Raw genomic sequence first — 22,048 nt, 5'->3', positions numbered from 1 at the left:
TGTCACCGGAGCTGAATTCCGGCTCCGGTGATACCTGCACGACTGCAGCTTATTTTGCTCATTGCCGTGAAAACAGATGCTTTCTCACTTATCTCAGCACGGGGTGCTTCGCTTGATTGTCAGGCCTTTAAGACCAGCTCGCGACTATCCACGGTTGACGCATGGGCGCGATGATATGGCCTCACCAGGTATCTACGGTTGCGATCTTGTGCCCTGTCAGATCAGAAACGTGGACAAAATTGGGAAATAGCTCAGCAGAACCAGAACTGCGGCCACCGCGATCAGAAACGGCCAGAGCGATTTCAGAATCGCACCTGGCGTGGTCCCGCTCATGGAGGATGCAATATAAAGGCCTATCCCGACAGGCGGCGTCAAAAGCCCAAGCACAAGGTTCAGGCAGGCCACGACTCCGAACTGATAGGGGCTGATGTCATAAGAGCCGGTCGCGATGGGCAGCAGGATGGGCGTGATCAAGATGATCGCGGCGATGCCGTCGATGACCATGCCGATCAAAAGAAGCGCCGCGTTGACGATCAAGAGGAACATGAAGGGATCCGACGTGATCGATGTGATCAGATCAGCCAGTTTTTGCGGCAATTCCTCATAGATGATGACCCAACCAAAGACGCTGGCCGCTGCGATCATGAACAGGATCATCGACGCATTTGAGGCTGTCCGCCTGAACATCTCGCCCAGTTTTTGCGGGTCAAGATCACGGTAGACCAGCCAGCCGATAAGAAAGGCTATAAGCGAAGCAACAGCGGCGGATTCCGTTGGTGTTGCGATGCCCAGCAGGATGCCCCCGATGATGGACACCGGTACCAGCATCGCTGGCAGAGCCTGAAGCAATGCGCGTACGGCTTCGCTACGCGACATCCACTCGCCTTTTGGAAACTGCTGCGACCAGCCGATCAGCGTTATCACCAGCGCAAAACACAGTGCCAGCAGTAGCCCGGGAATGATTCCGGCAATAAACATTTGCCCGATGGGGATCTGGGCCAGGACGCCAAAGATGACAAACATCATCGAAGGCGGAATGACGGGGGCCAGCAGCCCCCCTGCTGCCGTTGTTGCTGCGGCAAACCCCTCATCATAGCCTTCGTCTTTCATGGCGGGCACCATTGCTCGCGACATCACCGCGATCTGAGCAGTAGCCGAGCCGATGATCGCAGCCATGAACATATTGGCCAGCAGGTTGATATAGGCCAACCCTCCGCGAAACCCGCCAACAAAGACACGTGCCAGTGCGACAAGGCGGCGGGTCATGCCACCTTCGTTCATCAATTCACCGGTCAGCATGAACAGCGGAATGGCCAGCAGGCCATAATTTTCCAGCCCACCGAACATCTTCTGGGCAAAGCTGTCGAAAAGAACCGTGTTGCCGCTTTCCCAGACATACCAGATCGCCGTGATTGCCAGCACAATGGCAACGGGCACGGACAGCAGCAACGCTACCAGAAAAAGTACAGCGCTCATGCGGCGTCCTCTGTCTGTGCCGCTGACAAAAGATGCGTCGTTGAATGCAGCGTCGCGCCAAGGGCAAAGAGCCACATCACCAGCCAAAACAGATATTTCGGCAAGCCCAGCGTCAGCGTAGGTTCAGCATAGATGAAGTTGAAAGTGCTGCCCTGAAACTTCACCGTGTCGAATCCGGCACTGGCAAGATCGGCGGGCATAAACCAGCGCCAGCAGAACCACAGCATCGCCAGCGAAAAAGCGAAGACGATGACATCGACACATTTGCGGATCACACGACGCCATCGATGGGACGCGACATCGGACAGGATCGTAATCGAAACCGAGCTGCGATAGTGCAACGCGGCCGAGGCGCCAAGAAAAGTCATCCAGACCATGGCATAGATCGCCAGTTCGTCGACCCAGAACAACGCTTGCCCAACATTGCGGGTAGCAACATTCAGAAGGATCAATAGCGTCACGCAGACCGCCAGCAAAGCTGCGGCCTGCAACTCGATCCGCGCCCAAGCGGCTGACACACGATACAACATGGCCCCTTCCCCACGAAAAAAGGGCGCGAGCGTACTCGCGCCCAGTTCACTGCCTGTATTGAACCTTACTCGGTTTCTGCTGCCGTTGCGCGCAAAGCTTCAAGCGACGAGGTTTTTTCGGACCAGGTGGCATTCCATTCGTCAATCGCATCGCCAAAGAACGAGGCATCCACTTTGGTGTAGGTCTTGCCCGTGCCTGCGATCTGCTCCAGCCAGCCTGCTTCGTTGGCGACATAGCTGTCGATGGTGCTGTCCACATGTTTGGCCATCAGATCGCCGATCATGGCGCGATCCTCATCGGATAGCCCGGCCCAGACCTTGGCGGACACAAGGCCGACCATCGGGAACATCATATGATCCGACTGCACGATGGTATCGGCGTGATCATAGTATTTCAGGACCCAGATCAGTTCCGCGTCCATGTCAATGGCATCGACCTGACCATTGGCCAGCGCGTCATAGACCGCGGGAAGGGGCATCGGGGTCGGCGCGGCACCAACAGCGTTGTAGAAATCCAGGATCGGCGTGAAAGGCGTGATTCGCAATTTCAGCCCGGCAAGATCCTCCGCAGAGCCGATTTCCCCACGACTGACGATCTGGCGCAGACCTGCCATGCCATAGCCGACACCGACGACCCCCACCTGCCCGGGTAGTGGTTCAAGCATGGATTTGGCCGTGTCTGAGCGAAGAATGCGGCCCGCATGGCCGATATCATTGGCCAAGTAGGGTGCATAAAACGCTCCAAGCTCGGGCGCCCGGTTCGAAACCTCGGCGACCGTCATGAAGGCCATATCAAGCGCACCGGTTTGCAACTGCTGCAGCATCTCCGCCTCATTGCCCAACTGGCGGGCCGGAAAGACGGAAACACTGTGTGCACCACCCGAGGTTTCGGCCAGCTCAGCGCCGAAGGCTTCGGCGGCCTTGGTCCAGATATGTGGGGGCGGAGTGATCAGCCCCAGTCGAAATTCTTCGGCCTTCACGGCAACAGATGACGCAGCCACGAGGGCTGCCGAGGTAATAATCTTGGCGAAGTGTTTCATCGTTTTCCCTGTCTTTTTTCTGACCTGTTATAGCTTTACCCAGCCTTCAGGAGGTTCCTTGCCCGGATGCACGGCACCACAATTCGGGCAGGTTCGGTCCTCTTCCGACGCATAGAATTTCTCGTAAACCGGTGGCAGATCCTTGACGATGGACTGCAGCTGAAACTCGGCCCGGAATACTTTGTGCTGACATTCAAAGCAGTACCATTCGATTGCATCGAACTGCCCTTGCTGACGCTTGGGTTCGATCACCAGCCCCACAGAGCCCTCCTGCGGACGCTGCGGCGAATGACGCACATGCGGCGGCAGCAGGAAAATCTCACCCTCGCGGATCGGCACATCATAGAATTCTTCGCCATCATAGAGCTTGAGCAGCATATCACCCTCAAGCTGATAAAAGAACTCCTCGACCGGATCGTCGTGATAGTCGGTGCGCTTGTTGGGGCCACCTACAACCGTGACCATCATGTCAGAGTCTTCGAAAACCATCTTGTTGCCCACCGGGGGCTTAAGCAGATGACGGTGTTCATCAATCCAAGTCTTGAAGTTGAACGCGGACAGTTTTGACATGACCTTCTCCCATCGCGAAAAATTCTGTGTGACAATCTCCATAGCTGCAAAGAAATTGTCCGTAAGTAGGTATCTGATTTACTTATATCAAAGCTTCAGCCCGCATTCGTTGAACCCGTTGCGGATAAGCTCTTTCTCTGCCTCGGTTAGCTCCAGCATAGGTGCCCGGACACGCCCGCCACGCTGCCCCAGAAGTTCTTGCCAGTATTTGCCAAAAGCGGTGGGTTTGCTGGCCGGTTTGGTGCGCTTCATCGCATCGCGTACCGGGTTGAGGCTGTCAAAGACGCGCCGCGCCTCTTCTGCTTTGCCTTCAAATGCCAGACGCGTGTATTCATTCATGCGCTGATCATTGGCTGTCTGCAACTGATAGGGCGGAGATGAACACAGGTAGAGCTTCCAATCGAGTTCCAGAATGTTGTCCAGCCATTCATGTTCAGCAGATGTCGAGACATGAATCTTGTCGCCAACCATATGGCTCAGGCGCACATACATCTCGCGTGGAACCGAGTATTTGATCGCGACAATGTTGGGCAATTCCGCGATCCGCGCGCATTCCTCGGGCTGCATTAGATAGCCGCTGTCAGGATGGCTCCACATGGCGATGCCGATGTCCAGTTCATCGCAGAAGCGTTTATAATACTGATAGAGCAGCTCCCCACGTTCCTGACAAAAGCTGAGCATCGGCGCATGAACCACCACATAATCCGCGCCACAATCCTGCGCGTGGCGGCCAAGCTCCAGCGCCGTATTTAGGTTCTGATCCGAGATCGACATGATCGTCCCGGCCTGTCCGGCGCATTCCTCAACCGCGATGGTCATATTGCGCTTGCGCTCCTCCAGGCTCATCGCCCAGAATTCCCCCTGCTTGCCTGCGATAAACAGGCCCTGAATGCCAAGGTCGTCGATCCAATGCCGGATATTGGCGCGCAGGCCCTCCTCATCCAGCGAGAGGTCTTCACTGAACGGGTTCAGAGCAGCCGCCCAGATGCCCGTCATGTTCTCGCGGGCATAAGTCTTCGCTTCGTGTTTTGTATATTGCATGAGCCGCTACCTGTAGAATGTGCTGCCGCTAACAAACTGCATTGCGCGGGCGGCGTCCAAGGTGAAGCCGGTAAGTGGGTATCGAAAAAATGAATATCTGACGCTTTTCAATTCCAGTGCAATTTGGATTGACCTATGACAATGGAATGAAGGTTGGATTGATCGGAAAAGGCGCCATTGCGCGATATGTCCGCGCGGCCCTTGCGGATCGCGGACATGAACTTACCGCCATTTTGCTACGGCCCGAGCGAGTGGCGCCCGACGCAACACTGGAGATTGCAACGGTCGAAACGTTGCCAGATGATCTGGATCTGATGATTGATTGCGCAGGGCACGCGGCGCTGGCGGAGCATGGGCCCCGCATTCTGGCACGCGGTATCGACATGATCACAGTATCGCTCGGGGCGCTTGCAGACGCGGCCACCCAATCCGCACTTGCGCAGGCAGCCAAGGAAGGAAATTCAAGACTGTATCTGGCGAGCGGAGCTATCGGTGCGCTGGATTGCCTGAGCGCGGCGAATGTCGGCGGGCTGAGCACTGTAACCTATACCAGTCGCAAGCCGCCGCAGGGGTGGCGTGGCTCTCAGGCAGAAGACAAGCTGGATCTTGATGGTTTGTCAGAAGGGGCACAGGTGCATTTCGAAGGAAGCGCCCGCGCTGCGGCGCTGGATTACCCCAAGAATGCAAATGTCGCGGCTGCCGTCGCATTGGCCGGGCTTGGCTTTGATGAGACGCATGTTCGCCTGATCGCGGATGCGTCAATCACGCAGAACATTCATGAAGTTACCGCAAAGGGCACGTTTGGAGAGTTTCATTTTCAAATCCATGGCAATTCCCTGCCCGACAACCCCCGGTCTTCGGCCTTGGCCGCGATGAGCGTAGTGGCAAAGCTCGATCAGCTCGACCTAAGGATCACCTTGTGATGGAACGCCATGCCCGCATCGTTGAGCGCGCGCTGACCCGGCTTAAGCTACGGCAGTTGCGTTTGCTGGTGGCGGTTGGAACGCACGGAAACATCCAGAATGCCGCCCGGTCGCTGGGGATATCTCAGCCCGCCGCCACCAAGATGATCCAGGATCTGGAACTGGATTTCGAGGTCAAATTGTTTGACCGCACCAATCGCGGCGTCGGACCGACTGTTTTTGGCGAGACTTTGATCCGGCATGGCAAGCTGATTTTCGCGCAGATATCGCAAGCGGCGCAGGAACTCGATGATCTAAGCGAAGGAAATGCCGGCCGCGTGGTCGTTGGTACTCTGCTAGCGGCCTCTGCCAGTCTGCTGCCATCAGCTATTGAGGTTCTTTTGACCGAACGTCCAAAGGTTGCGATCAAAGTGGTGGAAGGCACCAATGAGGTGCTGATGCCTGGGTTGCTGTCAGGAGAGATTGACATGGTGGTCGGGCGCCTTCCATCGCACCGTCATCGCGACAAGATCAGGCAGGAAAAACTTTTTGATGATCGCATTCTGGCCGTTGTCGGGCCAACGCATCCTCTGGCGGGCAATGCTGGGGTCAGTTTTGCCCAGACCAAGCCTTTTGGCTGGGTCCTGCCGCCGCTGGAAACAACGTTACGGCGGCAGGTCGATCACTTCTTTACCGGGCAGCAGCAATATGTGCCTGTAGTCTCGATCGAAAGCGTGTCTTACCTGACCAACCGCACCCTGTTACAGTCGCGCGATCTGATCGGGCTGATGCCAGCCGAAGTTGTCGCCCACGACATCGAAAATGGTCATTTGGTAGAGCTGGACTGGACAGTCCCCTTCGGTCATGGACCAATCGGCGTTTCGTTGCGTGCCGATGATGACCTGTCCCCGGCGGGGCGGGCGTTCAAGGCGGCGCTCCATCTGGCGGCGCAAATGAGGCAGGGCTGATATTCCTCATTCTGATATCAGTATTCATCCAATTCACTTGAGGCGAATGCCCATGGCGGGTGATCTAATGTTCAGTCAATCAAAAGGCGGCTGTCCATGTATCCAGAAATGAAGCTGTTCATCGCAGGCGAGTGGCGCAAGACACGCTCGGATATACCGGTGGTCAATCCGGCCACCGAAGAGGAAATCGGCCACCTTCCCTGCGCCGAGCAGAGCGATCTCGACGATGCTCTGGATGCCGCAGTTAAAGGTTTCGCGCTCTGGAGCCGCACATCGCCACGGGACCGCGCTGATACGATCCTGCGTGCCGCCGCCCTCATGCGAGAACGGCAGGAAGAGATCGCCACCTCAATCACGCTGGAACACGGCAAACCGTTGCAACAAGCTCGACTAGAAGTGATCCGCGGCGCGGAATTCTTCGAATGGGATGCGGGAGAGGCAATGCGGACCTATGGCCGCGTGATCCCCGCCGCCCGTGGTCACAAGTTTTCCGTGCATCACCAACCCGTTGGCGTCGTTGCCGCGTTTTCTCCGTGGAACTTTCCGATGAGCCAGCCTGCACGCAAGATCGCGGGCGCGTTGGCTTCGGGGTGCTCCGTAATTCTGAAGGCCGCCGAGGAAACGCCCGCAGGCGCCATTCACATTGCCAGAGCCTTTGAAGATGCAGGATTGCCGCCCGGTGTATTGAACCTTGTCTTCGGGAATCCGGCCGACATCTCGGGTTACCTGATCCCGCAGGAGCCTGTTCGGCTCGTCGCTTTCACCGGTTCAACCTCTGTGGGCCGCCATCTGACCACGCTGGCCGCGCAGAATGACACCCGGGTGCTGATGGAGCTGGGCGGCCACGCGCCGGTCATCGTCTGCGAGGATACTGATGTGCAAACGGCAGCGACCTCCAGCGCTGTGCGCAAGATGCGCAATGCCGGTCAGGTCTGTACATCTCCCACTCGATTCTTTGCCCATGAGAGCATTTTCGACGATTACGCCGATGCTTTTGTGAAGCGCGCCCAGGCTACCGTCGTCGGCAATGGCATGGACGATGGTGTTGAAATGGGGCCGACCGCCAACGACCGCCGTATCCCTGCACTGACCGAACTTGTCGAAGACGCCCGTGCAAAAGGGGCCATGGTCGCCACAGGCGGCGCGCGTCTTGGCGACAAAGGATACTTCTTTCAACCCACCGTTCTGCTGAACGTGCCGGACAATGCCCACATCATGCAAGAAGAACCCTTTGGTCCCGTCGCAGTAGTCAATCCCGTCAGCTCGTTGGATCACGCCATCGAACAAGCAAACTCGGTTCCCTATGGCCTTGCCGGCTACGCCTTCACCAATCGCGCCGATTATATCGACCGGCTGGTGGATGAGGTCGAGGTCGGCAACCTTTCAATCAACACGCTGGAGGCCTCCATGCCGGAAACGCCCTTCGGCGGCGTCAAGTCGAGTGGTTATGGCCGAGAGGGCGGAACCGAAGGCCTGGACAATTACATGACAATCAAAAACATCTGGCACGCAGCTTCGATTTGCTAACTCGGGTCAACAACCCGCCAAGCGTTGTCAATGGAGCGGCGCGCGAATTAGGCGCAATCTGGCTAATCATGAAATGGGGAAAGGCTAGACCGGACTGCCCTACACACTTGGGCCCTATGCCTCTGAAGTCACGGGTAGGCAGACAGAGGTTCCGCCCGGTTCCTGGACCATCGCGCCCGGTTTGGTGCGGCCGCAAAACCGTGGCAACGTGCGTCTGATGCGCCGCTTGTAATCGGCGGCGGGCTTTTGCGGGAAGAGTCGAACCTAAGCGCGCTTACCACTTGCACCGAACTGTGCCGCAAAGTCGGAAACGCGGCGATGGCCGAATACGTCAAGCGCGAGGTCATGCCCGGACCACTGGACAGCTTAAGCCTGAAGGATTTCGCGCGCAACGCAGCGAGCACCTATTTCCACCAGAGTTGTACCTTCACGATGGACCGGGATGAGATGTCCGTTGTTAATGGCAACCTTTCCGTTCACGGGCTTGAGGGCCTGTCCATCGCGGATGCGTCAGTCATGCCGCGTGTATCAACAGGCAACGCGATAGTACCAACCCTCATCACAGGCGAGCCTATGGCAGACATCCGGATCGACTAGGGCTCCCTTACTCCTGCCGAGTGGGTGACGCAGCAATGACTAATCAGCCGGGAAACCGGGCAGACAGCGCGAGGCCCTGTTCTGCGCAGTGCCGCAGGGCCGGGTTGGCGGCCCAGACCAGGCGGTCTTCCTGCGCATAAGCATCCAGCCGCTCCAAAATGCTCTCTACTCCAATCGTATCCGCATAATGCATCAACCCACCGCGCCAGCGCGGGAAGCCGTAGCCGAAAACAGTAACAAGATCGATATCGCAGGCCGAGGATGCGATGCCCTCTTCAATGATACCGACCGCTTCATTGATCATCGCACATAATAGCCTGTTCCTGATCTCATCCGCAGAAAAGTCGCGGCGTGTGATCCCGGCAAAGTACGCCTCTTCTATTGCGAGGTCGGCCACGATCGGGTCTTCGACCTTGCCACCCCCACCGGGATAGCGATACCACCCCGCCCCGGCCTTCTTGCCCAGTTTACCCAATTCGATCATCCGATCCGCGATGGGAATGTATCGGCGGTTCGGATCGCGCGTGGCATCCCCACGGCGACGGTTGGCAAAGGCGATGTCCAGTCCAGATAGATCCTGAGCCTCATAAGGGCCCATGGCATAGCCGAAATCGACCATGGCTTCATCAATTTCCCATGGGGTCGATCCATCCATCAGAACGGTATCCGCCGCCTCGCGATAACGGGCCAGTAAGCGGTTTCCAATAAACCCATCGCATACGCCAGCCCGAACAGGAATCTTACGTAGCGTCTTGGCTAGGGCAAAACCCGTGGCAAGCGCCCTATCACTGGTCGCGCGCCCTTGCACGATCTCCAACAGCTTCATGATATGCGCAGGCGCAAAGAAATGCAGGCCCAACACGCGGGTTGGATCATCCAGACCCTCAGCAATCTCGTTAACATCCAGATAGGAGGTGTTGGTGGCCAGAATTGTATCGGGGCCAAGATGCGCCTGCAACGCGGCGAACACATCCCGCTTTACATCCATGCTTTCAAAAGCAGCCTCGATCGCAAGATCTGCACCAGACGCGGCATCATAATCGGTGGACACGTCGAACCGGGCCTGAATCTCCGTCTCAACCCGCGGCGAGATCAGGCCACGATTACGGCTGGCCGCAATGATCCGCTCTACATTCGACCGCGCACGATGAGCAGCTTCACTAGCAATCTCCAGTAACGTGACCTGCAAACCGGCCTGCAAACAGGCATAAGCGATGCCCGCACCCATGGTCCCATCACCGACAACCGCAACATGATCAAAGCCACCGGTTGGAGCTTTCAGCCCATTCGGAACGCGCGCGCCGCGTTCGGCAAAGAACATGTGACGCAAGGCGCGGGCCTGCGCGCCTTGCCGCAGGTTCAGAAACACCGCACGCTCTTGCATCATCCCATCCGGCAGCGCAGTGGTGGTCGACAGCGCCACCAGATCGATTGCTTGTTGCGGCGCGATCTGGTTGGCCATTTTCCGGCCCGCAACCGCACGCGCGGCGTCAATCGCCCGATCATCCGCAGCGGGCAGATCCCTCAGGCCGGACGGGACGGACAGCTCCAGCGTTCCCACGTCCAGATGGTGCGCCATATCGACGGGATCATCTGCAATCCCATCTATTAGCCCCAGCTCCTCGGCGCACTCGGCCGTGACGGGTTTACCGGTCGAAATCATCTCGATCGCAGCGGCGATACCGATCAGACGCGGTAACCTCTGTGTGCCACCTGCTCCGGGCACGACACCCAGTGTCACCTCAGGCAGGCCGATCCTGACACCCGGCGCAGCAATACGGTAGCGGCAAGCCAGCGCAAGTTCGCACCCACCGCCGAGAGCAACACCCGTAATCGCGGCAACCCAAGGTACCTCCGAGGCCTCAATCCCATTCAAGACATCAGGCAGATGTGGTGCAACAGGCGGGGCATCGAACTCCCGTGCATCCGCACCAGCGGCAAAGGCACGGTCTGAGCCGTGCAACACGACCCGCGACAACCCCTCCTGAGCTTCGACCCATGCCAACGCATCCCACAGGCCTTGCCGAATGCTCAGGCCGATGGCGTTCACAGGTGGATTGTTCAACCTTACGAACCCAACAGGCCCTTGGCGCCAGACATCTACGGCCATCGGCTGCACCCTCTGCGTTATATTTCACACTTGTGTTGCAATTGACCCCAATCAGGCGTCCAACAGCTTGTGCGCCCGGATCATTGACACCAATTCGTCAAGCGATTGATCCAGCGCCCGACCCGACGTATCCAGCATGAACCTAGCCCGCGCATAAAGAACCTCGCGGCTGGTCAGAATAGAGGTCAGCTGTTCCATAGCGTCAGCATTGCCTGCCATTGGCCGTTCATCGCCCTGCGCACGCACCCGGTCCATATGTTCCTGCGGTGATGCCTTGAGCCAGATCGTATGAAAACTGGACAACAGTTTGTTCAGGGTTTCGGGCTCAGACACTATGCCACCTGCCACTGCCAGGATCACGCGGTCATAGTTCTCGATGACCCGGTCCAGTGACCCGGCCTCAAGCTTTCGATAACCCTCCTGCCCATACAGGGCGAGGATCTCGTCAATCGGCATACCCCCATGCAGGGCGATTTCCTTGTTCAATTCCAGAAAAGGTGCATCCAACTGTTCAGCGGCCAGTTTACCCAGTGTCGATTTCCCCGCACCGCGCAAACCAATCAGACAGACACGCTGGGCCCGTCCGGCCTGATCGCTACCGGGAGCCAGAGTTTGCAACACCAGATCGCGCGTTTCGCTATCGGCGGCAGAAAAAAGCTCGGCAACGCGCAGGCTGGTCGAATTCCACGGATCTTCGGCCCCTACGAACCATTCGATCCGGTGATCCAGCGAATGCGCCACCCGCTGCAGCAATCCGATCGAGATATTACCAGTTCCCGATTCAAGCTGGGCAAGATACCGCTGCGAAACACCCGAGCTTTCAGACAGGACACGCCGGGAAATGCCTTTGCGTTCGCGCGCGTTCCGGACGCGTTCACCCACCTGCACCATCAGCGCCGAGATGCTACGTTCAATCTCGGATTCCGCGTCAATCTGGGTCGAAACCCCGCCGAAGGTTGTAATTTCCGCCATGTTCCACAATTCCGAATGTGTATAATAATGCACATTACTTTCGCCGAGGTAAAAAGGAAAACGGTTATGTGTTCAGCTGCCCGACCTCTCGTAAAAACGGCTCAAGCAGATCCCTGATATCCTGAGGTGGGTGACGCTTTTGAAACGCATCCGCCACGATGAACACACTGACCGTGCGTGCAGCGAAACACAAACGGCCATCCTGTTCGCCATCCACCCGAAACTCGATTGACGACTCTCCCAACCGGCTGGGCCAAACGTGGCAGATCAACTGGTGCCGAGGCGTGACCGGTGCCTTGAAATCCATCTCAAGCCGAACAAAGGGCGTACCCACATTGCGGTCCAGTTCCAGCTGATACCAGCCCTGCCCCAGATGGTCCTCCCACCAGGCGTTGATCGCATCCAACGTGAACCAGGGCAGACGCCCGGTATAGGCAATACGGGCAGGGTCACAATCGCCCCATGTCACACGGATATCATGCCGATAGGCCGACGCGGGCCGGGTCGGCATATCAATAGGTTTCCACATGATATCGACCATCTTCGCGCATGCGATCCCTCAGTGCGATCCAGTCCCGCCCAAGCCCGGCGGCAATTTCGGAAAAGGCTTGCTCGACCCCCTCCTCCATGTCGCGCAGGCCGCAGATATAGACATAGCTGTTGGGGGCCTGCAGCAGATCGGCGACGATATCCCTTTTGGCCAGCATACGGTCTTGTACATATTCCTTGTCCTGCCCCTCTTGGCGGCTGAACACCAGATGCTGATCCAGCAGGGTCTTTGGTACTTTCTGCAGCGGCCCAAAATAGGGCAGGCTGTCGGGCGTTCTGGCCCCAAAGAACATCGTCATGCCACCATGAATGGTGCCAACTTTGCGCTGACGACGCATGGTAAACGCGCGCATCGGGGCAGAACCGGTGCCCGTGCAGATCATCAGGATCCGGGCGTCCGGATCATCGGGCAGCAAAAAGGTCGACCCGAACGGACCCGTTACATTGACCGTATCGCCGGTTTTCAGATCGCACACATAGTTCGAACAAACGCCGCCCTCTTCGCGCTTGACCGTCAACGAGACGTTGTTAAAGCCGGGTCGTTCACCGTCGCGCGGACTTGAGACGGAATACAGGCGCGGCAGGTGCGGCTGGTCATCATTGGTGCGGCCCGGCGGGATGATCCCGATCGACTGCCCTTCGAGGACCGGCATGGGATGTCCTTGAAAGTCCAGAATAATATGACGCACATCGCCATCGGAGGTTTCAGCTGTCAAACGATAGTTGCCTTGCACCACGGCCTGAACGGGCTTGCCCAGATTATAGAGGTTGATCGTGGGTTTCGACGCTGTGGCCGGGGCCTTCGGCTTGCCGCCCGCGCCCTTGTGCGCATCCGCCAGCAGCGCGGCCATCGCATCGTCCAGCGCCTCGATCCCGGTGTCGGCCTCATCCGTTCCCAGGTCTTCCTGCTCGGGCAGCTCCTCCCAGGAATACTGCTGCTCAAGGCTGTAGGGTTCGGCCACAACGCGCCATTCATCGATTGAACCGGTCGGGCAGACCGGAATGCAATCCATGCAGAAATTGCACAGGTCAGCGTTCACCACGACATTGTTGTCATCATGCTCAATGGCCTGTTCCGGGCAGGTCATCTCGCAGGTGTAGCAGCGGATGCAGATTTCCGGGTCGATCAGGTGCTGTTTGAGGGGCTTGTTCATGATTTATGCCGTCGCTGAATAAGGGCGGGAAGTGTCATGGCATCAACAAGTGCTGCACAGATGCCCCTGCAGGTGTCACAGCCAAGACAGCGACGCTGTATCATCGAATGCTTGGGCTGTATCTCGGCCGTATCTACGCTGAGAGCGGAGCGTTCCGCAGGCATTGTCGATCTCCTTCCCACGCTGGCATGTAAAAGGTGACAGGCAGAGGGATATCCCCTGCCCCACTGTCGGGCTGTATGTTCAGGCCATATGCAGTTTCACATATTCGAAATCGCCGGGTTTGTTGTCGATCCCTACCTTGGGGGCCGAAATCCAGCCCGCGTATTTTCCCGGCTCATAGCACGGCACCATGAGCGACTGGATATACGCGCCGTCTTCCTTGGACGGCAGCCATTTGTCGACATTCGCCGCCCACTCCGCGTCAGAGATGATATCGCCTTCGGGGTTGGCCTTGATGGCGGCGAACACGCCAATCTGACGGTGAAATGCCTCATGCGGCAAGGCGAGTTTGAAATCGATCCCCGCCTTTTCGATGATCTTGTTCCAGCGCCCGACACCACCTGATGCGTCACGCACATAATCGTCCCGCAGCCGCATATTGATCGCGGTCAACGCCGGCACATCCTGCGATACGATAGCGCTATCGACGATGCTTTTGACTGCGTATGTATCGCTTTGCAGCATATGGTCGTCGTCGATGCGGTTCTCCATGTACCGTCCCTTGATGCCTGCGTTGAAGGCGTTGGCGGCGTTTGTCGAAACCTCCTGCCCGAACAGATCAAGCGACAGCGAGTAGTGCAGGTTCAGCTTTTTCTGGATTGTCGGCAGATCGATCACGCCCAGATCGCGCACTTTGCCGATGTCATAGGGATCGCTCAGCCCGGCCTGGTTCATTGCCTCACATGTCCGCTGCACGATACGGCTGACACCGGTTTCACCCACGAACATATGATGCGCTTCTTCGGTCAGCATGAACCGACAGGTGCGGCTGAGCGGGTCAAATCCCGATTGAGCAAGGCTCTCCAACTGCATCTTGCCATCGCGATCAGTGAAATAGGTGAACATGAAAAAGGACAGCCAGTCGGGCGTTTCCTCGTTAAACGCGCCCAACATGCGCGGCGCTTCTTCCGAGCCCGAGGACCGGATCAGCAGATCATCGGCCTCTTCGCGGCCATCCTTGCCAAAGTATTTCTGCAGCAGATAGACCATCGCCCAAAGATGGCGGCCCTCTTCCACATTGACTTGAAACAGGTTGCGCATGTCATAGAGCGACGGCGCGGTCAGGCCCAGAAACCGTTGTTGTTCAACCGATCCCGGCTCGGTGTCGCCCTGAATCACGATCAGGCGCTTGAGCATGTTGCGGTATTCGCCCGGCACCTCTTGCCATGCCTTTTCGCCCTTGTGCTCGCCCATCGGAATGACGCGATCCTCGACCTGTGGCGCCAACAAAACGCCCCAGCGGTATTCCGGCATCTTCACATAGTCGAACTTGGCCCAACCCTTGGGGTCCACGCTGACGGCCGTGCGCAGATAGACCATCGATTCCTGAAAGTTCTGCGGGATCAGCTTGTTCCACCAATCGATATAACCGGGATGCCATTTTTCAAGTGCTTTCAGAACCTTGCGGTCCTGGCTCAGGCCGACATTGTTGGGGATCTGAGTGTCGTAACTTACGTTGATGACGTCTAGCATGTCTTTCTCCTGAAGAAATTCGGGCGGAACCTGTCACACACGTTCCATGTCATATTCGCCGCGCAAACCGGTGCCATACCGCTGCAAAGCGCCGTCCGGCCCCACCGCATTGGGGCGGTTGAAGATCCAGTTCTGCCAGGCGGTCAGGCGGCCAAAAATGCGGGTTTCCATGGTTTCGGGCCCTGCGAAACGCAGGTTCGCCTCCATCCCGGTCATCGCATCGGGGCTGAACGAGGCCCGCTCTTCCTCGAAGATGCGGATTTCGTCCTCCCAGTCGATGTCGTCCAAGATCATCGTCACCAGGCCCAGCGCATCGGCGGCCTCAGCATCCAGCGCGGTGTTCTTGTTGTCCGCAATCTGACGGGCCGCGTCGGGTGTACCAAAAAACCGGGTTTCAAGGCGTGTCAGATCGTTGCCCATCGGCAAGAGCCCGAAATTAACCTCGGTCATCGTGATGGCCGCCAGCGGACGGTTGTCGCCCTCGAACTCGTCTTCCATCATATAGGTGCGGTCCACGGCCCAAAGGATTTCGGCCAGAATACCCGTGAAACAGGATCCGTGTTCAACCAGCGCCGACATCGAACGCGATGTGACATCGATCCGTTTCAGCAGGCGTTTCCAATATTGCAGCACCTCATTGGCCAGCCAGTGATCGCGGTTGTTCATTAGCAGCGCCTCATGCGCCTGAAACAGTTCAGGGTCGCCCTGCGTGCGGAAGACCAGCAGGCCCAGCTCCATCTCGTTCAGGCGCAAATGCAGGATGGCGTCATCCAATTCACGCACCAGCCGCAAAAGATAGGCTTGATCGCCTTGGCCGGCGAAGGCCTCCATGTCCTGCGGTGCGCCCGCGTCAGGGCCGCTGATAGTGATAGTTGCTTTACGGACATCACGATTAACAGCGACTTCAATCAGACTATAGGTCACCGAGTCAGCTGCGCCGATCGTCTTGTTTAGTGGACCCAGAGCGATCCCGGAGGAACCATCCGGTTTGGACATCGCAGCAGCAAATTCGCGCGCACGTTCCTGCACGGTTGCATCGAACTTGGAATTGGGCACGACCTCATCCACCAGTCGCCAATCCAGCGCCCGTTTGCCCTTGACCCCTTCTTCGGTCGAGCAGAACACATCGGCCAGATCGCGCCGCACCTTGCGCTTGTCTGTCACCCGCGTCAGTCCACCGGTCCCCGGCAGAACGGCCAGCAGGGGCACCTCGGGTAAAGCGACCGAGGACGTGCTGTCATCTGTCAGCATGATATGGTTGCAGGCCAGCGCCAGTTCATAGCCTCCCCCGGCGCAAGCCCCTTTGACTGCGGCAATATACTTCTGCCCGCTGTCTTTTTCGGCGGCCTCGTAGGTGTTACGCGTCTCATTAGTGAATTTACAGAAATTCACCTTGTGGCTGTGAGCCGCACCGCCCAGCATTCGGATATTGGCCCCAGCACAGAACACCCTGTCTTTACCGGATTGCATGACCACCACCTTCACCTCAGGGTGCTCAAAGCGCATACGTTGCACGATATCGGCAAGCTCGATATCTACACCCAAGTCATAAGAGTTCAGCTTGAGCTGATAGCCGTCAAACAGCCCATGGTCCTCGTCGACATCCATAAACAGATTCGCGATCGGGCCATCATATTCCACCCGCCAATGACGGTACTCCGATGGATTAGTTTCAAAACTGATGACCTTGGTCATGTACAACTCCTACTTTCAGTCATGCAGAATAGTGGGCCGCATGTATCGAGTAAAGAAATTAGTGCAAAATAACGCACTATTGCAGTTCACTTTTAGCGATATCACACCAATCTTCCGCGCTTTGATGTATTATTTTGCATAACTTTGCGCTCACGCCCAAAACATCCCCGCCCGCTCGATCAACAGCCTCGCGCGCCAGATCGTCGGACAACGCGAACAGGCGTGCCGTCGCCTGTGGTTGGCCCATCCGCTCTTTTAACAGGGCATTTGCGTATTGAATGATCGCTTGCACCATCAGACGTTCAGGTGCATTGGGCGGGCACGTTAGCCAGACGGCCTCAAGTACTTCGTGAGCCTCCCAATAGTACCCGTCCTTCAGAAAGGCCAAGCCATAGACCCAAGCCCTTGTCCCAGCAAGATCTTCCGCCGGTACATCGGACAGGCCGGTTTTAAAGACGTCAAATAAACCCTCAGGGTGACGCGATGTCTGGCCCGGAACATAGGCATGAGAGGGACGCCAGCCGCAGGTCATGCCATCGCAGGTGCCGCACGCTCTAACCGCTCAAGCCGTGCAGTGAATTCCGCAATTGCGGCCAGAGTGGCGGCGGGCTGATCAAAATGCGGCGCATGCCGACAGTCATTCAGTATGGCGGTTTCCACAGGAGCATAGCTGCGGGTTTCAACCTCAGCAATCTGCGCCAATGTACCGTACTGGTCTTCGCGCCCTTGTATCGCCAAGGTTGGAATGCGCAGATAGTCGATGACATCCGCCACGTTCCAGCTTTGGAATCCCGGGTCCAACCACGCGTCGCACCACCCGTTGAACGTTGCAGCGGGATCGCGATGATAAGCAGCCAACCGCCCGGACAGATCGCCGGTTTCAAATGCATCCCGCGCTGCCGCAATCGACGCCAGGCCCATTTCTTCGGTAAAGAAATGCGGCGCCATCAGGATCAGGCCACGCACCCGCGGGTCCGAGACCGACCCCGCATAGATCGCGGCAATCGTCGCGCCGTCGGAATGCCCCAACAGAACTGTCCGCTGAATACCGGCCTGATCCAGAACATGACCCAGAACCTCCTGCGCTTCGATGGTCATGTAGTCCAGGTATCGCGGCAATGGTGCCGCATCCGAATGGCCGTACCCTGCGCGGGAATAGGCCAATACACCAAACCCGGTGGCGGCTGAAACCTCGGCCGGGAAATCCCGCCACATCGCAACACACCCCAGCCCCTCGTGCAGCATCACGATGGTGGGGGCATCCTGCGACGCAGGTCCCCAGGTGCGCAATTCCAGGCTTGTGCCGTCAATATCAATGCGGCCGGTGCCGCCGTCCTGCCAGATCATGCGGTTTCCCTCAGCTTGAATCGTTGGATTTTGCCGGTAGCAGTCTTGGGCAGATCGTCCACCACCTCGACCCAGCGCGGGTATTTCCACTTGCCGATCCGGTCTTTGACGAACTCCTTCAGATCACCGATCGTATCTGCGTTCTGCCCATCTTTCAGAACGACAAACGCGCGCGGCTTGTCCAATCCCTGTTCATCGGCATGGGCCACGATCGCAGCCTCGAGAATGGCGGGATGTTCGATCAGGGTCTGTTCGATTTCAAACGGGCTGACCCAGATGCCGGACACCTTGAACATGTCATCCGTGCGCCCACAATAGATGTAGCGGCCCTCGGGTGTGCGCTCATACTTATCGCCAGTCCGGGTCCAGTGCCCCTCGAAGGTGGAACGCGATTTCTCGCGGCGGTTCCAGTAGCTTTCCGCTGCCGACGGACCACGCACCAGCAATTCACCAACCTCGCCATCGGCCACGTCCTGATCGGCATCGCCAACCAGCCGCACCTCATAACCCGGCACCGCCGTACCCGAAGTTCCATAGACGATGTCGCCGGGCCGGTTCGACAGAAAGATATGCAGCATCTCGGTCGATCCGACACCATCCACGATCTGGGCACCCATATGGTTTTCCCATGCCTCGCCCACTTCGCGTGGCAGCGCCTCACCCGCCGAGGTACACAGCCGCAGACCGGGTGAGCGTTGCAGATCGCCCGCCTCAAACCGCGCGTTCATCGCGGCAAAGAAGGTCGGGACGCCGCAAAAGAGCGTCGGATCATGCGCCGCAATGATCCCAAAGGCCAAATCCGGCGTCGGACGCCCGCCCAGCAGGACCGTGGTCGCCCCCACCGACAACGGAAAGGTCAGACCGTTGCCAAGCCCATAGGCAAAGAACAGCTTGGCCACGGAAAACACCACATCCCCCTCGCGGATGCCAAGCACCTGCGCCCCGAACGTATCGGCCGTGGCCCTGAGGCTGGACTGCACATGGCGCACCCCCTTGGGCGACCCGGTCGAGCCCGAGGAATAAAGCCAGAATGCGGTTTCATCGCTTTGGGCAATGACCGGCTCCATCGGCTCGGCCCCGTCCACGAACGCGGCCATGCTGATGGTGCCCTCGGGTGCGTCGCCAATGACGATCACCTGCCGCAGATAGGTGTTGTCCTGAATGGCAGGCCTTACAACATCCCACAGTTCGGCGGACACGATCAGCATCGTTGCGCGGCTGTCATCCAGGGTCGCGGCATAAACGGGCGCAGACAGCAATGTGTTGATCGGAACGGGAATGGCCCCGGCCTTGATCGCCCCCCAGAACGCAATCGGAAATTCGATCTGGTCCAGCACGACCATCGCCACACGTTCTTCACGCCGGACCTCGTGGCGCGCCAACGCCCCTGCAAACCGGGCGCTTTCCTGCGACAACGCACGATAAGTCAGCGCGCGCCGCTGCCCATCAGCCTCGTGAAAGGCAACTTTGTCACCCCGCCCTTCGCCGATGTGACGATCAACGAACCAAAGGGCTGCGTTCTGGTTTTCTGACACGGGGTCCTCCTTCCCTTGACTGACCTGCGCCCGCTTGCCGGTAAAAACCAATCGCCCTGCCCTGCGGCCCAACCCCCTCGTTTGGGCCGCGACATTCGGGTGATCATCTGAACCGCGGCCTCAAACAAGTCCCGCCACTGATGCCTGAAATTATGTGTTATATTGCATATTATTCCCGCACGATTGCAATATCCATTTTGATATTTATGCATTTTCATGCACAAATATGTGTGAGATCATCCAAAGGGGATCAGAAACAAGGTGATCGCGGGGAAGAGCACCAGAATGATGACGCGCAGAATGTCCGACCCTACAAAGAACAGCACTGCCTTGTAGGTTTCCATCATCCGCGTTTCGGAATCCATCGTGTTGATCACGAACAGATTCATGCCAACCGGTGGCGTAATCAACCCGACCTCGACCACGATCAGAACCAGAATACCAAACCAGATGGCGGTGCGTTCCTCGGCGATGCGATCCGCCATGCCCTGTGTGACGCGGATTCCGATCTCTTTCTGCAGATCCCGGCTGATCTCGGCACCCGACGCGACCAGGGATTCGATTTCTGCCCGAATGTCCGGCGCAATATCAGCCGTTCCCGCCAGCGCAGCGCGGGCCGCATCATGCTGCATCGCGATCAGGTCGACCAGACCGAAATCCAGTACCGATACGACCGGATAAAAGATGGGTATCGTCAGCAGGATCATGCTGAGGCTGTCCATCACGCAGCCGAGGATCAGGTAGAACACCAGTATCAGCGCCAGGATCACCCACGGGCTGAAGCCTTTGCTCAGCACGAAACTCGCCAGTTCCTGCGGCACATTCGTCAGGGCCAGAAATCCATTGTAGAACCCCGCGCCCAGAATGATGAAGAATATCATCGCGGTGGATTTGGCCGTGGTGGTAAAGCTATCCTTGAGCGTACTCCACGTCAAACCCCCATTCGCAAGCGCAATCAGACCGGTTCCGGCGGCACCCACAGCAGCCCCTTCGGTTGGCGTAAACCATCCCGCATAGATGCCGCCCACCACGCCACCGAACACCACCAGCACCGGCCAGACATCCAGCAACAGGCGAAAGCGCTCTCGGTACGGGGCGGCGGGGCGGGTTCCGGCGCTGTCGGGATAAAGGCGCACATAGACAGAGACGGCGACCACATATCCCAAAGCGGCCAGAACTCCGGGGATGAAGGCCGCAAGAAACAGCTTGGCAATGTTCTGTTCGGTCAGGATGGCATAAATCACCAGCACGACAGACGGCGGAATAAGGATGCCCAATGTCCCGCCGGCGGCCAGCGTAGCGGTGGAAAACCCACCGGCATACCCATAGCGGCGCAACTCTGGCAGCGCCACGCGCCCCATTGTGGCGGCGGTGGCCAGAGAGGATCCGCAGATCGCTCCGAACCCCGCGCAGGCACCGATCGCGGCCATGGCCACGCCACCCCTACGATGCCCCAGAAACCCTTCGGCTGCCTTGAACAGCGCCGTCGACATCCCGCCCAGCGTCGCGAAATACCCCATCAACAGGAACATGGGCACAATCGACAACGAATAGCTTGAGAAGGTCGTATAGGTTTCGGACTTCAGCCGCCCAAGCGGGATGTTCAGGTTTCCGGTGACGGTCACGATCCCGACCAGCCCCGTGACGAACATGGCCAGCCCGATGGGAACGCGGGCAAAAATCAAAAGAAGCAGTGCGGGAAAAGACAGCAACCCGATGGCGAGATCGCTCACGGCAGGATTTCCTTTCCTGTCGCGCATTCGCGGATGCGGATCGCCGCCATGTACAGGCCGACAACAGCCGCAACCACCGCCGCGCAAAAGCTTGCGGCATATCCCCACCAGACCGGGAATTGCAGGATAAACGTGTTCTCGCCAAAACGCATCTTGGCCATCATGCCGCCAAACAACTGTACTGCGATCAACACCAGAACCGCGGCAAAGACGACCTCGGCCAGCATCCGCAACACGCGATCAATCCGTGGCGAGAGTTTTGAGGTAAAGATGTCGACAACCGCATGGCCCGAATTCAGCTGACACAGCGGCAGAAAGGCAAAGATCGCAAACGCCACGCCTGCCTCGACGATTTCGAAATCCCCGTTGATGGGGCCAACACCCAACCCCAAAACCCATTCGGAAAAGCCCGGTGCCGCTTGCCCGATCCAGCCGTGCAGCAGTGTATTGAAAGACCGGCCCAGAACCGAGATGCAGATCAACAGGATCAAAGCGGTCAGTACGCCCCCTCCCAGCAGCGCCATGCCGCGCGCCAGCCTTTCTATCGTTCGGTGCATGTCCCCTCCGTCCACGGCGCCGATGCAGGAATTCGGTCTTGAGGCCGCGC

The 22,048-nt window shown here is 57.9% G+C and carries 20 protein-coding genes; 4 read left to right on the top strand and 16 right to left on the bottom strand.

All coding sequences use genetic code 11. From position 1 onward, the window contains the following. Positions 1-216: 216 nt before the first annotated feature. The 5 genes from ACR0IV_RS14785 to ACR0IV_RS14765 all read right to left on the bottom strand — a co-directional run bounded on the left by ACR0IV_RS14785 (position 217) and on the right by ACR0IV_RS14765 (position 4,657). Positions 217-1,476, bottom strand: coding sequence for a TRAP transporter large permease (locus tag ACR0IV_RS14785; RefSeq protein WP_480659546.1), 1,260 nt, complete (start codon positions 1,474-1,476; stop codon positions 217-219). Then, on the bottom strand, positions 1,473-2,006 hold the full coding sequence (locus tag ACR0IV_RS14780; protein WP_480659545.1) for a TRAP transporter small permease: 534 nt from the start codon (positions 2,004-2,006) through the stop codon (positions 1,473-1,475). Before ACR0IV_RS14780 ends, ACR0IV_RS14785 begins: the two co-directional genes overlap by 4 nt. Positions 2,007-2,071: 65 nt before the next feature. Then, positions 2,072-3,046 carry a TRAP transporter substrate-binding protein gene (locus tag ACR0IV_RS14775; RefSeq protein WP_480659544.1) on the bottom strand — a complete coding sequence of 325 codons (975 nt, stop codon included), beginning with the start codon at positions 3,044-3,046 and terminating at the stop codon, positions 2,072-2,074. Positions 3,047-3,073: 27 nt separating this feature from the next. Beyond that, on the bottom strand, positions 3,074-3,616 hold the full coding sequence (locus ACR0IV_RS14770; RefSeq protein WP_480659543.1) for a 3-hydroxyanthranilate 3,4-dioxygenase: 543 nt from the start codon (positions 3,614-3,616) through the stop codon (positions 3,074-3,076). A gap of 87 nt (positions 3,617-3,703) precedes the next feature. Further along, positions 3,704-4,657, bottom strand: a complete 954-nt coding sequence (locus ACR0IV_RS14765) for a dihydrodipicolinate synthase family protein (protein WP_480659542.1) — start codon at positions 4,655-4,657, stop codon at positions 3,704-3,706. 146 nt (positions 4,658-4,803) lie between these two features. On the opposite strand from ACR0IV_RS14765, the gene ACR0IV_RS14760 reads away from it, so the two are divergent. The 4 genes from ACR0IV_RS14760 to ACR0IV_RS14745 all read left to right on the top strand — a co-directional run bounded on the left by ACR0IV_RS14760 (position 4,804) and on the right by ACR0IV_RS14745 (position 8,651). Continuing rightward, complete coding sequence (locus tag ACR0IV_RS14760) at positions 4,804-5,580, top strand: aspartate dehydrogenase (protein ID WP_480659541.1); 777 nt, start codon at positions 4,804-4,806, stop codon at positions 5,578-5,580. Next, entirely contained in the window at positions 5,580-6,527 is a 948-nt protein-coding gene (locus ACR0IV_RS14755) for a LysR substrate-binding domain-containing protein (RefSeq protein WP_480659540.1), read from the top strand. The genes ACR0IV_RS14760 and ACR0IV_RS14755 overlap by 1 nt, the downstream gene beginning before the upstream one ends. Before the next feature lie 96 nt (positions 6,528-6,623). Further along, positions 6,624-8,054: an NAD-dependent succinate-semialdehyde dehydrogenase gene (locus ACR0IV_RS14750; protein WP_480659539.1), complete on the top strand. Its 1,431-nt coding sequence runs from the start codon at positions 6,624-6,626 to the stop codon at positions 8,052-8,054. A gap of 162 nt (positions 8,055-8,216) precedes the next feature. Beyond that, positions 8,217-8,651: a GMC oxidoreductase gene (locus ACR0IV_RS14745; RefSeq protein ID WP_480659610.1), complete on the top strand. Its 435-nt coding sequence runs from the start codon at positions 8,217-8,219 to the stop codon at positions 8,649-8,651. Positions 8,652-8,694: 43 nt separating this feature from the next. Here the strand turns inward: ACR0IV_RS14745 and ACR0IV_RS14740 are convergent, their stop codons facing one another. The 11 genes from ACR0IV_RS14740 to ACR0IV_RS14690 all read right to left on the bottom strand — a co-directional run bounded on the left by ACR0IV_RS14740 (position 8,695) and on the right by ACR0IV_RS14690 (position 21,998). Beyond that, a complete protein-coding gene (locus ACR0IV_RS14740; RefSeq protein WP_480659538.1) occupies positions 8,695-10,761 on the bottom strand; it encodes a 3-hydroxyacyl-CoA dehydrogenase NAD-binding domain-containing protein in 2,067 nt (688 codons plus the stop codon). Positions 10,762-10,812: 51 nt separating this feature from the next. After that, entirely contained in the window at positions 10,813-11,733 is a 921-nt protein-coding gene (locus ACR0IV_RS14735) for a helix-turn-helix transcriptional regulator (RefSeq protein WP_480659537.1), read from the bottom strand. A gap of 64 nt (positions 11,734-11,797) precedes the next feature. After that, positions 11,798-12,244 (bottom strand): acyl-CoA thioesterase, encoded by a 447-nt coding sequence (locus tag ACR0IV_RS14730; protein ID WP_480659536.1) that lies wholly within the window; start codon positions 12,242-12,244, stop codon positions 11,798-11,800. Position 12,245: 1 nt separating this feature from the next. After that, positions 12,246-13,436, bottom strand: coding sequence for a benzoyl-CoA 2,3-epoxidase subunit BoxA (gene boxA / locus ACR0IV_RS14725; RefSeq protein WP_480659535.1), 1,191 nt, complete (start codon positions 13,434-13,436; stop codon positions 12,246-12,248). 243 nt (positions 13,437-13,679) lie between these two features. Then, positions 13,680-15,131, bottom strand: a complete 1,452-nt coding sequence (gene boxB, locus ACR0IV_RS14720; protein WP_480659534.1) for a benzoyl-CoA 2,3-epoxidase subunit BoxB — start codon at positions 15,129-15,131, stop codon at positions 13,680-13,682. 33 nt (positions 15,132-15,164) lie between these two features. Then, on the bottom strand, positions 15,165-16,826 hold the full coding sequence (gene boxC / locus ACR0IV_RS14715) for a 2,3-epoxybenzoyl-CoA dihydrolase (protein ID WP_480659533.1): 1,662 nt from the start codon (positions 16,824-16,826) through the stop codon (positions 15,165-15,167). Positions 16,827-16,902: 76 nt separating this feature from the next. Then, positions 16,903-17,358 carry a DUF309 domain-containing protein gene (locus tag ACR0IV_RS14710; RefSeq protein WP_480659532.1) on the bottom strand — a complete coding sequence of 152 codons (456 nt, stop codon included), beginning with the start codon at positions 17,356-17,358 and terminating at the stop codon, positions 16,903-16,905. After that, a complete protein-coding gene (locus tag ACR0IV_RS14705; protein WP_480659531.1) occupies positions 17,355-18,173 on the bottom strand; it encodes an alpha/beta fold hydrolase in 819 nt (272 codons plus the stop codon). Before ACR0IV_RS14705 ends, ACR0IV_RS14710 begins: the two co-directional genes overlap by 4 nt. After that, the gene (locus ACR0IV_RS14700; protein WP_480659530.1) at positions 18,170-19,708 is read right to left on the bottom strand and encodes a benzoate-CoA ligase family protein; all 1,539 of its coding nucleotides are present in this window, start codon (positions 19,706-19,708) and stop codon (positions 18,170-18,172) included. The genes ACR0IV_RS14705 and ACR0IV_RS14700 overlap by 4 nt, the downstream gene beginning before the upstream one ends. A 236-nt stretch (positions 19,709-19,944) precedes the next feature. Then, positions 19,945-21,441 carry a TRAP transporter large permease gene (locus ACR0IV_RS14695; RefSeq protein WP_480659529.1) on the bottom strand — a complete coding sequence of 499 codons (1,497 nt, stop codon included), beginning with the start codon at positions 21,439-21,441 and terminating at the stop codon, positions 19,945-19,947. Further along, positions 21,438-21,998, bottom strand: a complete 561-nt coding sequence (locus ACR0IV_RS14690) for a TRAP transporter small permease (protein ID WP_480659528.1) — start codon at positions 21,996-21,998, stop codon at positions 21,438-21,440. Before ACR0IV_RS14690 ends, ACR0IV_RS14695 begins: the two co-directional genes overlap by 4 nt. Between the last annotated feature and the right edge of the window lie 50 nt (positions 21,999-22,048).

It is taken from the genome of Ruegeria sp. C2 (assembly GCF_056537765.1).
Note: the sequence above shows the minus strand (reverse complement) of the source record. Positions and strands in the feature narration are given on the sequence as shown.

What these genes read in the sequence shown, in the direction of transcription:
- ACR0IV_RS14690 (WP_480659528.1), bottom strand. Translation starts at nt 21,998, where the DNA reads ATGCACCGAACGATAGAAAGGCTGGCGCGCGGCATGGCGCTGCTGGGA.
- boxA (WP_480659535.1), bottom strand. Translation starts at nt 13,436, where the DNA reads ATGAACAAGCCCCTCAAACAGCACCTGATCGACCCGGAAATCTGCATC.
- boxC (WP_480659533.1), bottom strand. Translation starts at nt 16,826, where the DNA reads ATGACCAAGGTCATCAGTTTTGAAACTAATCCATCGGAGTACCGTCAT.
- boxB (WP_480659534.1), bottom strand. Translation starts at nt 15,131, where the DNA reads ATGCTAGACGTCATCAACGTAAGTTACGACACTCAGATCCCCAACAAT.
- ACR0IV_RS14755 (WP_480659540.1), top strand. Translation starts at nt 5,580, where the DNA reads ATGGAACGCCATGCCCGCATCGTTGAGCGCGCGCTGACCCGGCTTAAG.
- ACR0IV_RS14750 (WP_480659539.1), top strand. Translation starts at nt 6,624, where the DNA reads ATGTATCCAGAAATGAAGCTGTTCATCGCAGGCGAGTGGCGCAAGACA.
- ACR0IV_RS14705 (WP_480659531.1), bottom strand. Translation starts at nt 18,173, where the DNA reads ATGATCTGGCAGGACGGCGGCACCGGCCGCATTGATATTGACGGCACA.
- ACR0IV_RS14785 (WP_480659546.1), bottom strand. Translation starts at nt 1,476, where the DNA reads ATGAGCGCTGTACTTTTTCTGGTAGCGTTGCTGCTGTCCGTGCCCGTT.
- ACR0IV_RS14780 (WP_480659545.1), bottom strand. Translation starts at nt 2,006, where the DNA reads ATGTTGTATCGTGTGTCAGCCGCTTGGGCGCGGATCGAGTTGCAGGCC.
- ACR0IV_RS14710 (WP_480659532.1), bottom strand. Translation starts at nt 17,358, where the DNA reads ATGACCTGCGGCTGGCGTCCCTCTCATGCCTATGTTCCGGGCCAGACA.
- ACR0IV_RS14730 (WP_480659536.1), bottom strand. Translation starts at nt 12,244, where the DNA reads ATGCCGACCCGGCCCGCGTCGGCCTATCGGCATGATATCCGTGTGACA.
- ACR0IV_RS14775 (WP_480659544.1), bottom strand. Translation starts at nt 3,046, where the DNA reads ATGAAACACTTCGCCAAGATTATTACCTCGGCAGCCCTCGTGGCTGCG.
- ACR0IV_RS14770 (WP_480659543.1), bottom strand. Translation starts at nt 3,616, where the DNA reads ATGTCAAAACTGTCCGCGTTCAACTTCAAGACTTGGATTGATGAACAC.
- ACR0IV_RS14735 (WP_480659537.1), bottom strand. Translation starts at nt 11,733, where the DNA reads ATGGCGGAAATTACAACCTTCGGCGGGGTTTCGACCCAGATTGACGCG.
- ACR0IV_RS14760 (WP_480659541.1), top strand. Translation starts at nt 4,804, where the DNA reads ATGAAGGTTGGATTGATCGGAAAAGGCGCCATTGCGCGATATGTCCGC.
- ACR0IV_RS14740 (WP_480659538.1), bottom strand. Translation starts at nt 10,761, where the DNA reads ATGGCCGTAGATGTCTGGCGCCAAGGGCCTGTTGGGTTCGTAAGGTTG.
- ACR0IV_RS14765 (WP_480659542.1), bottom strand. Translation starts at nt 4,657, where the DNA reads ATGCAATATACAAAACACGAAGCGAAGACTTATGCCCGCGAGAACATG.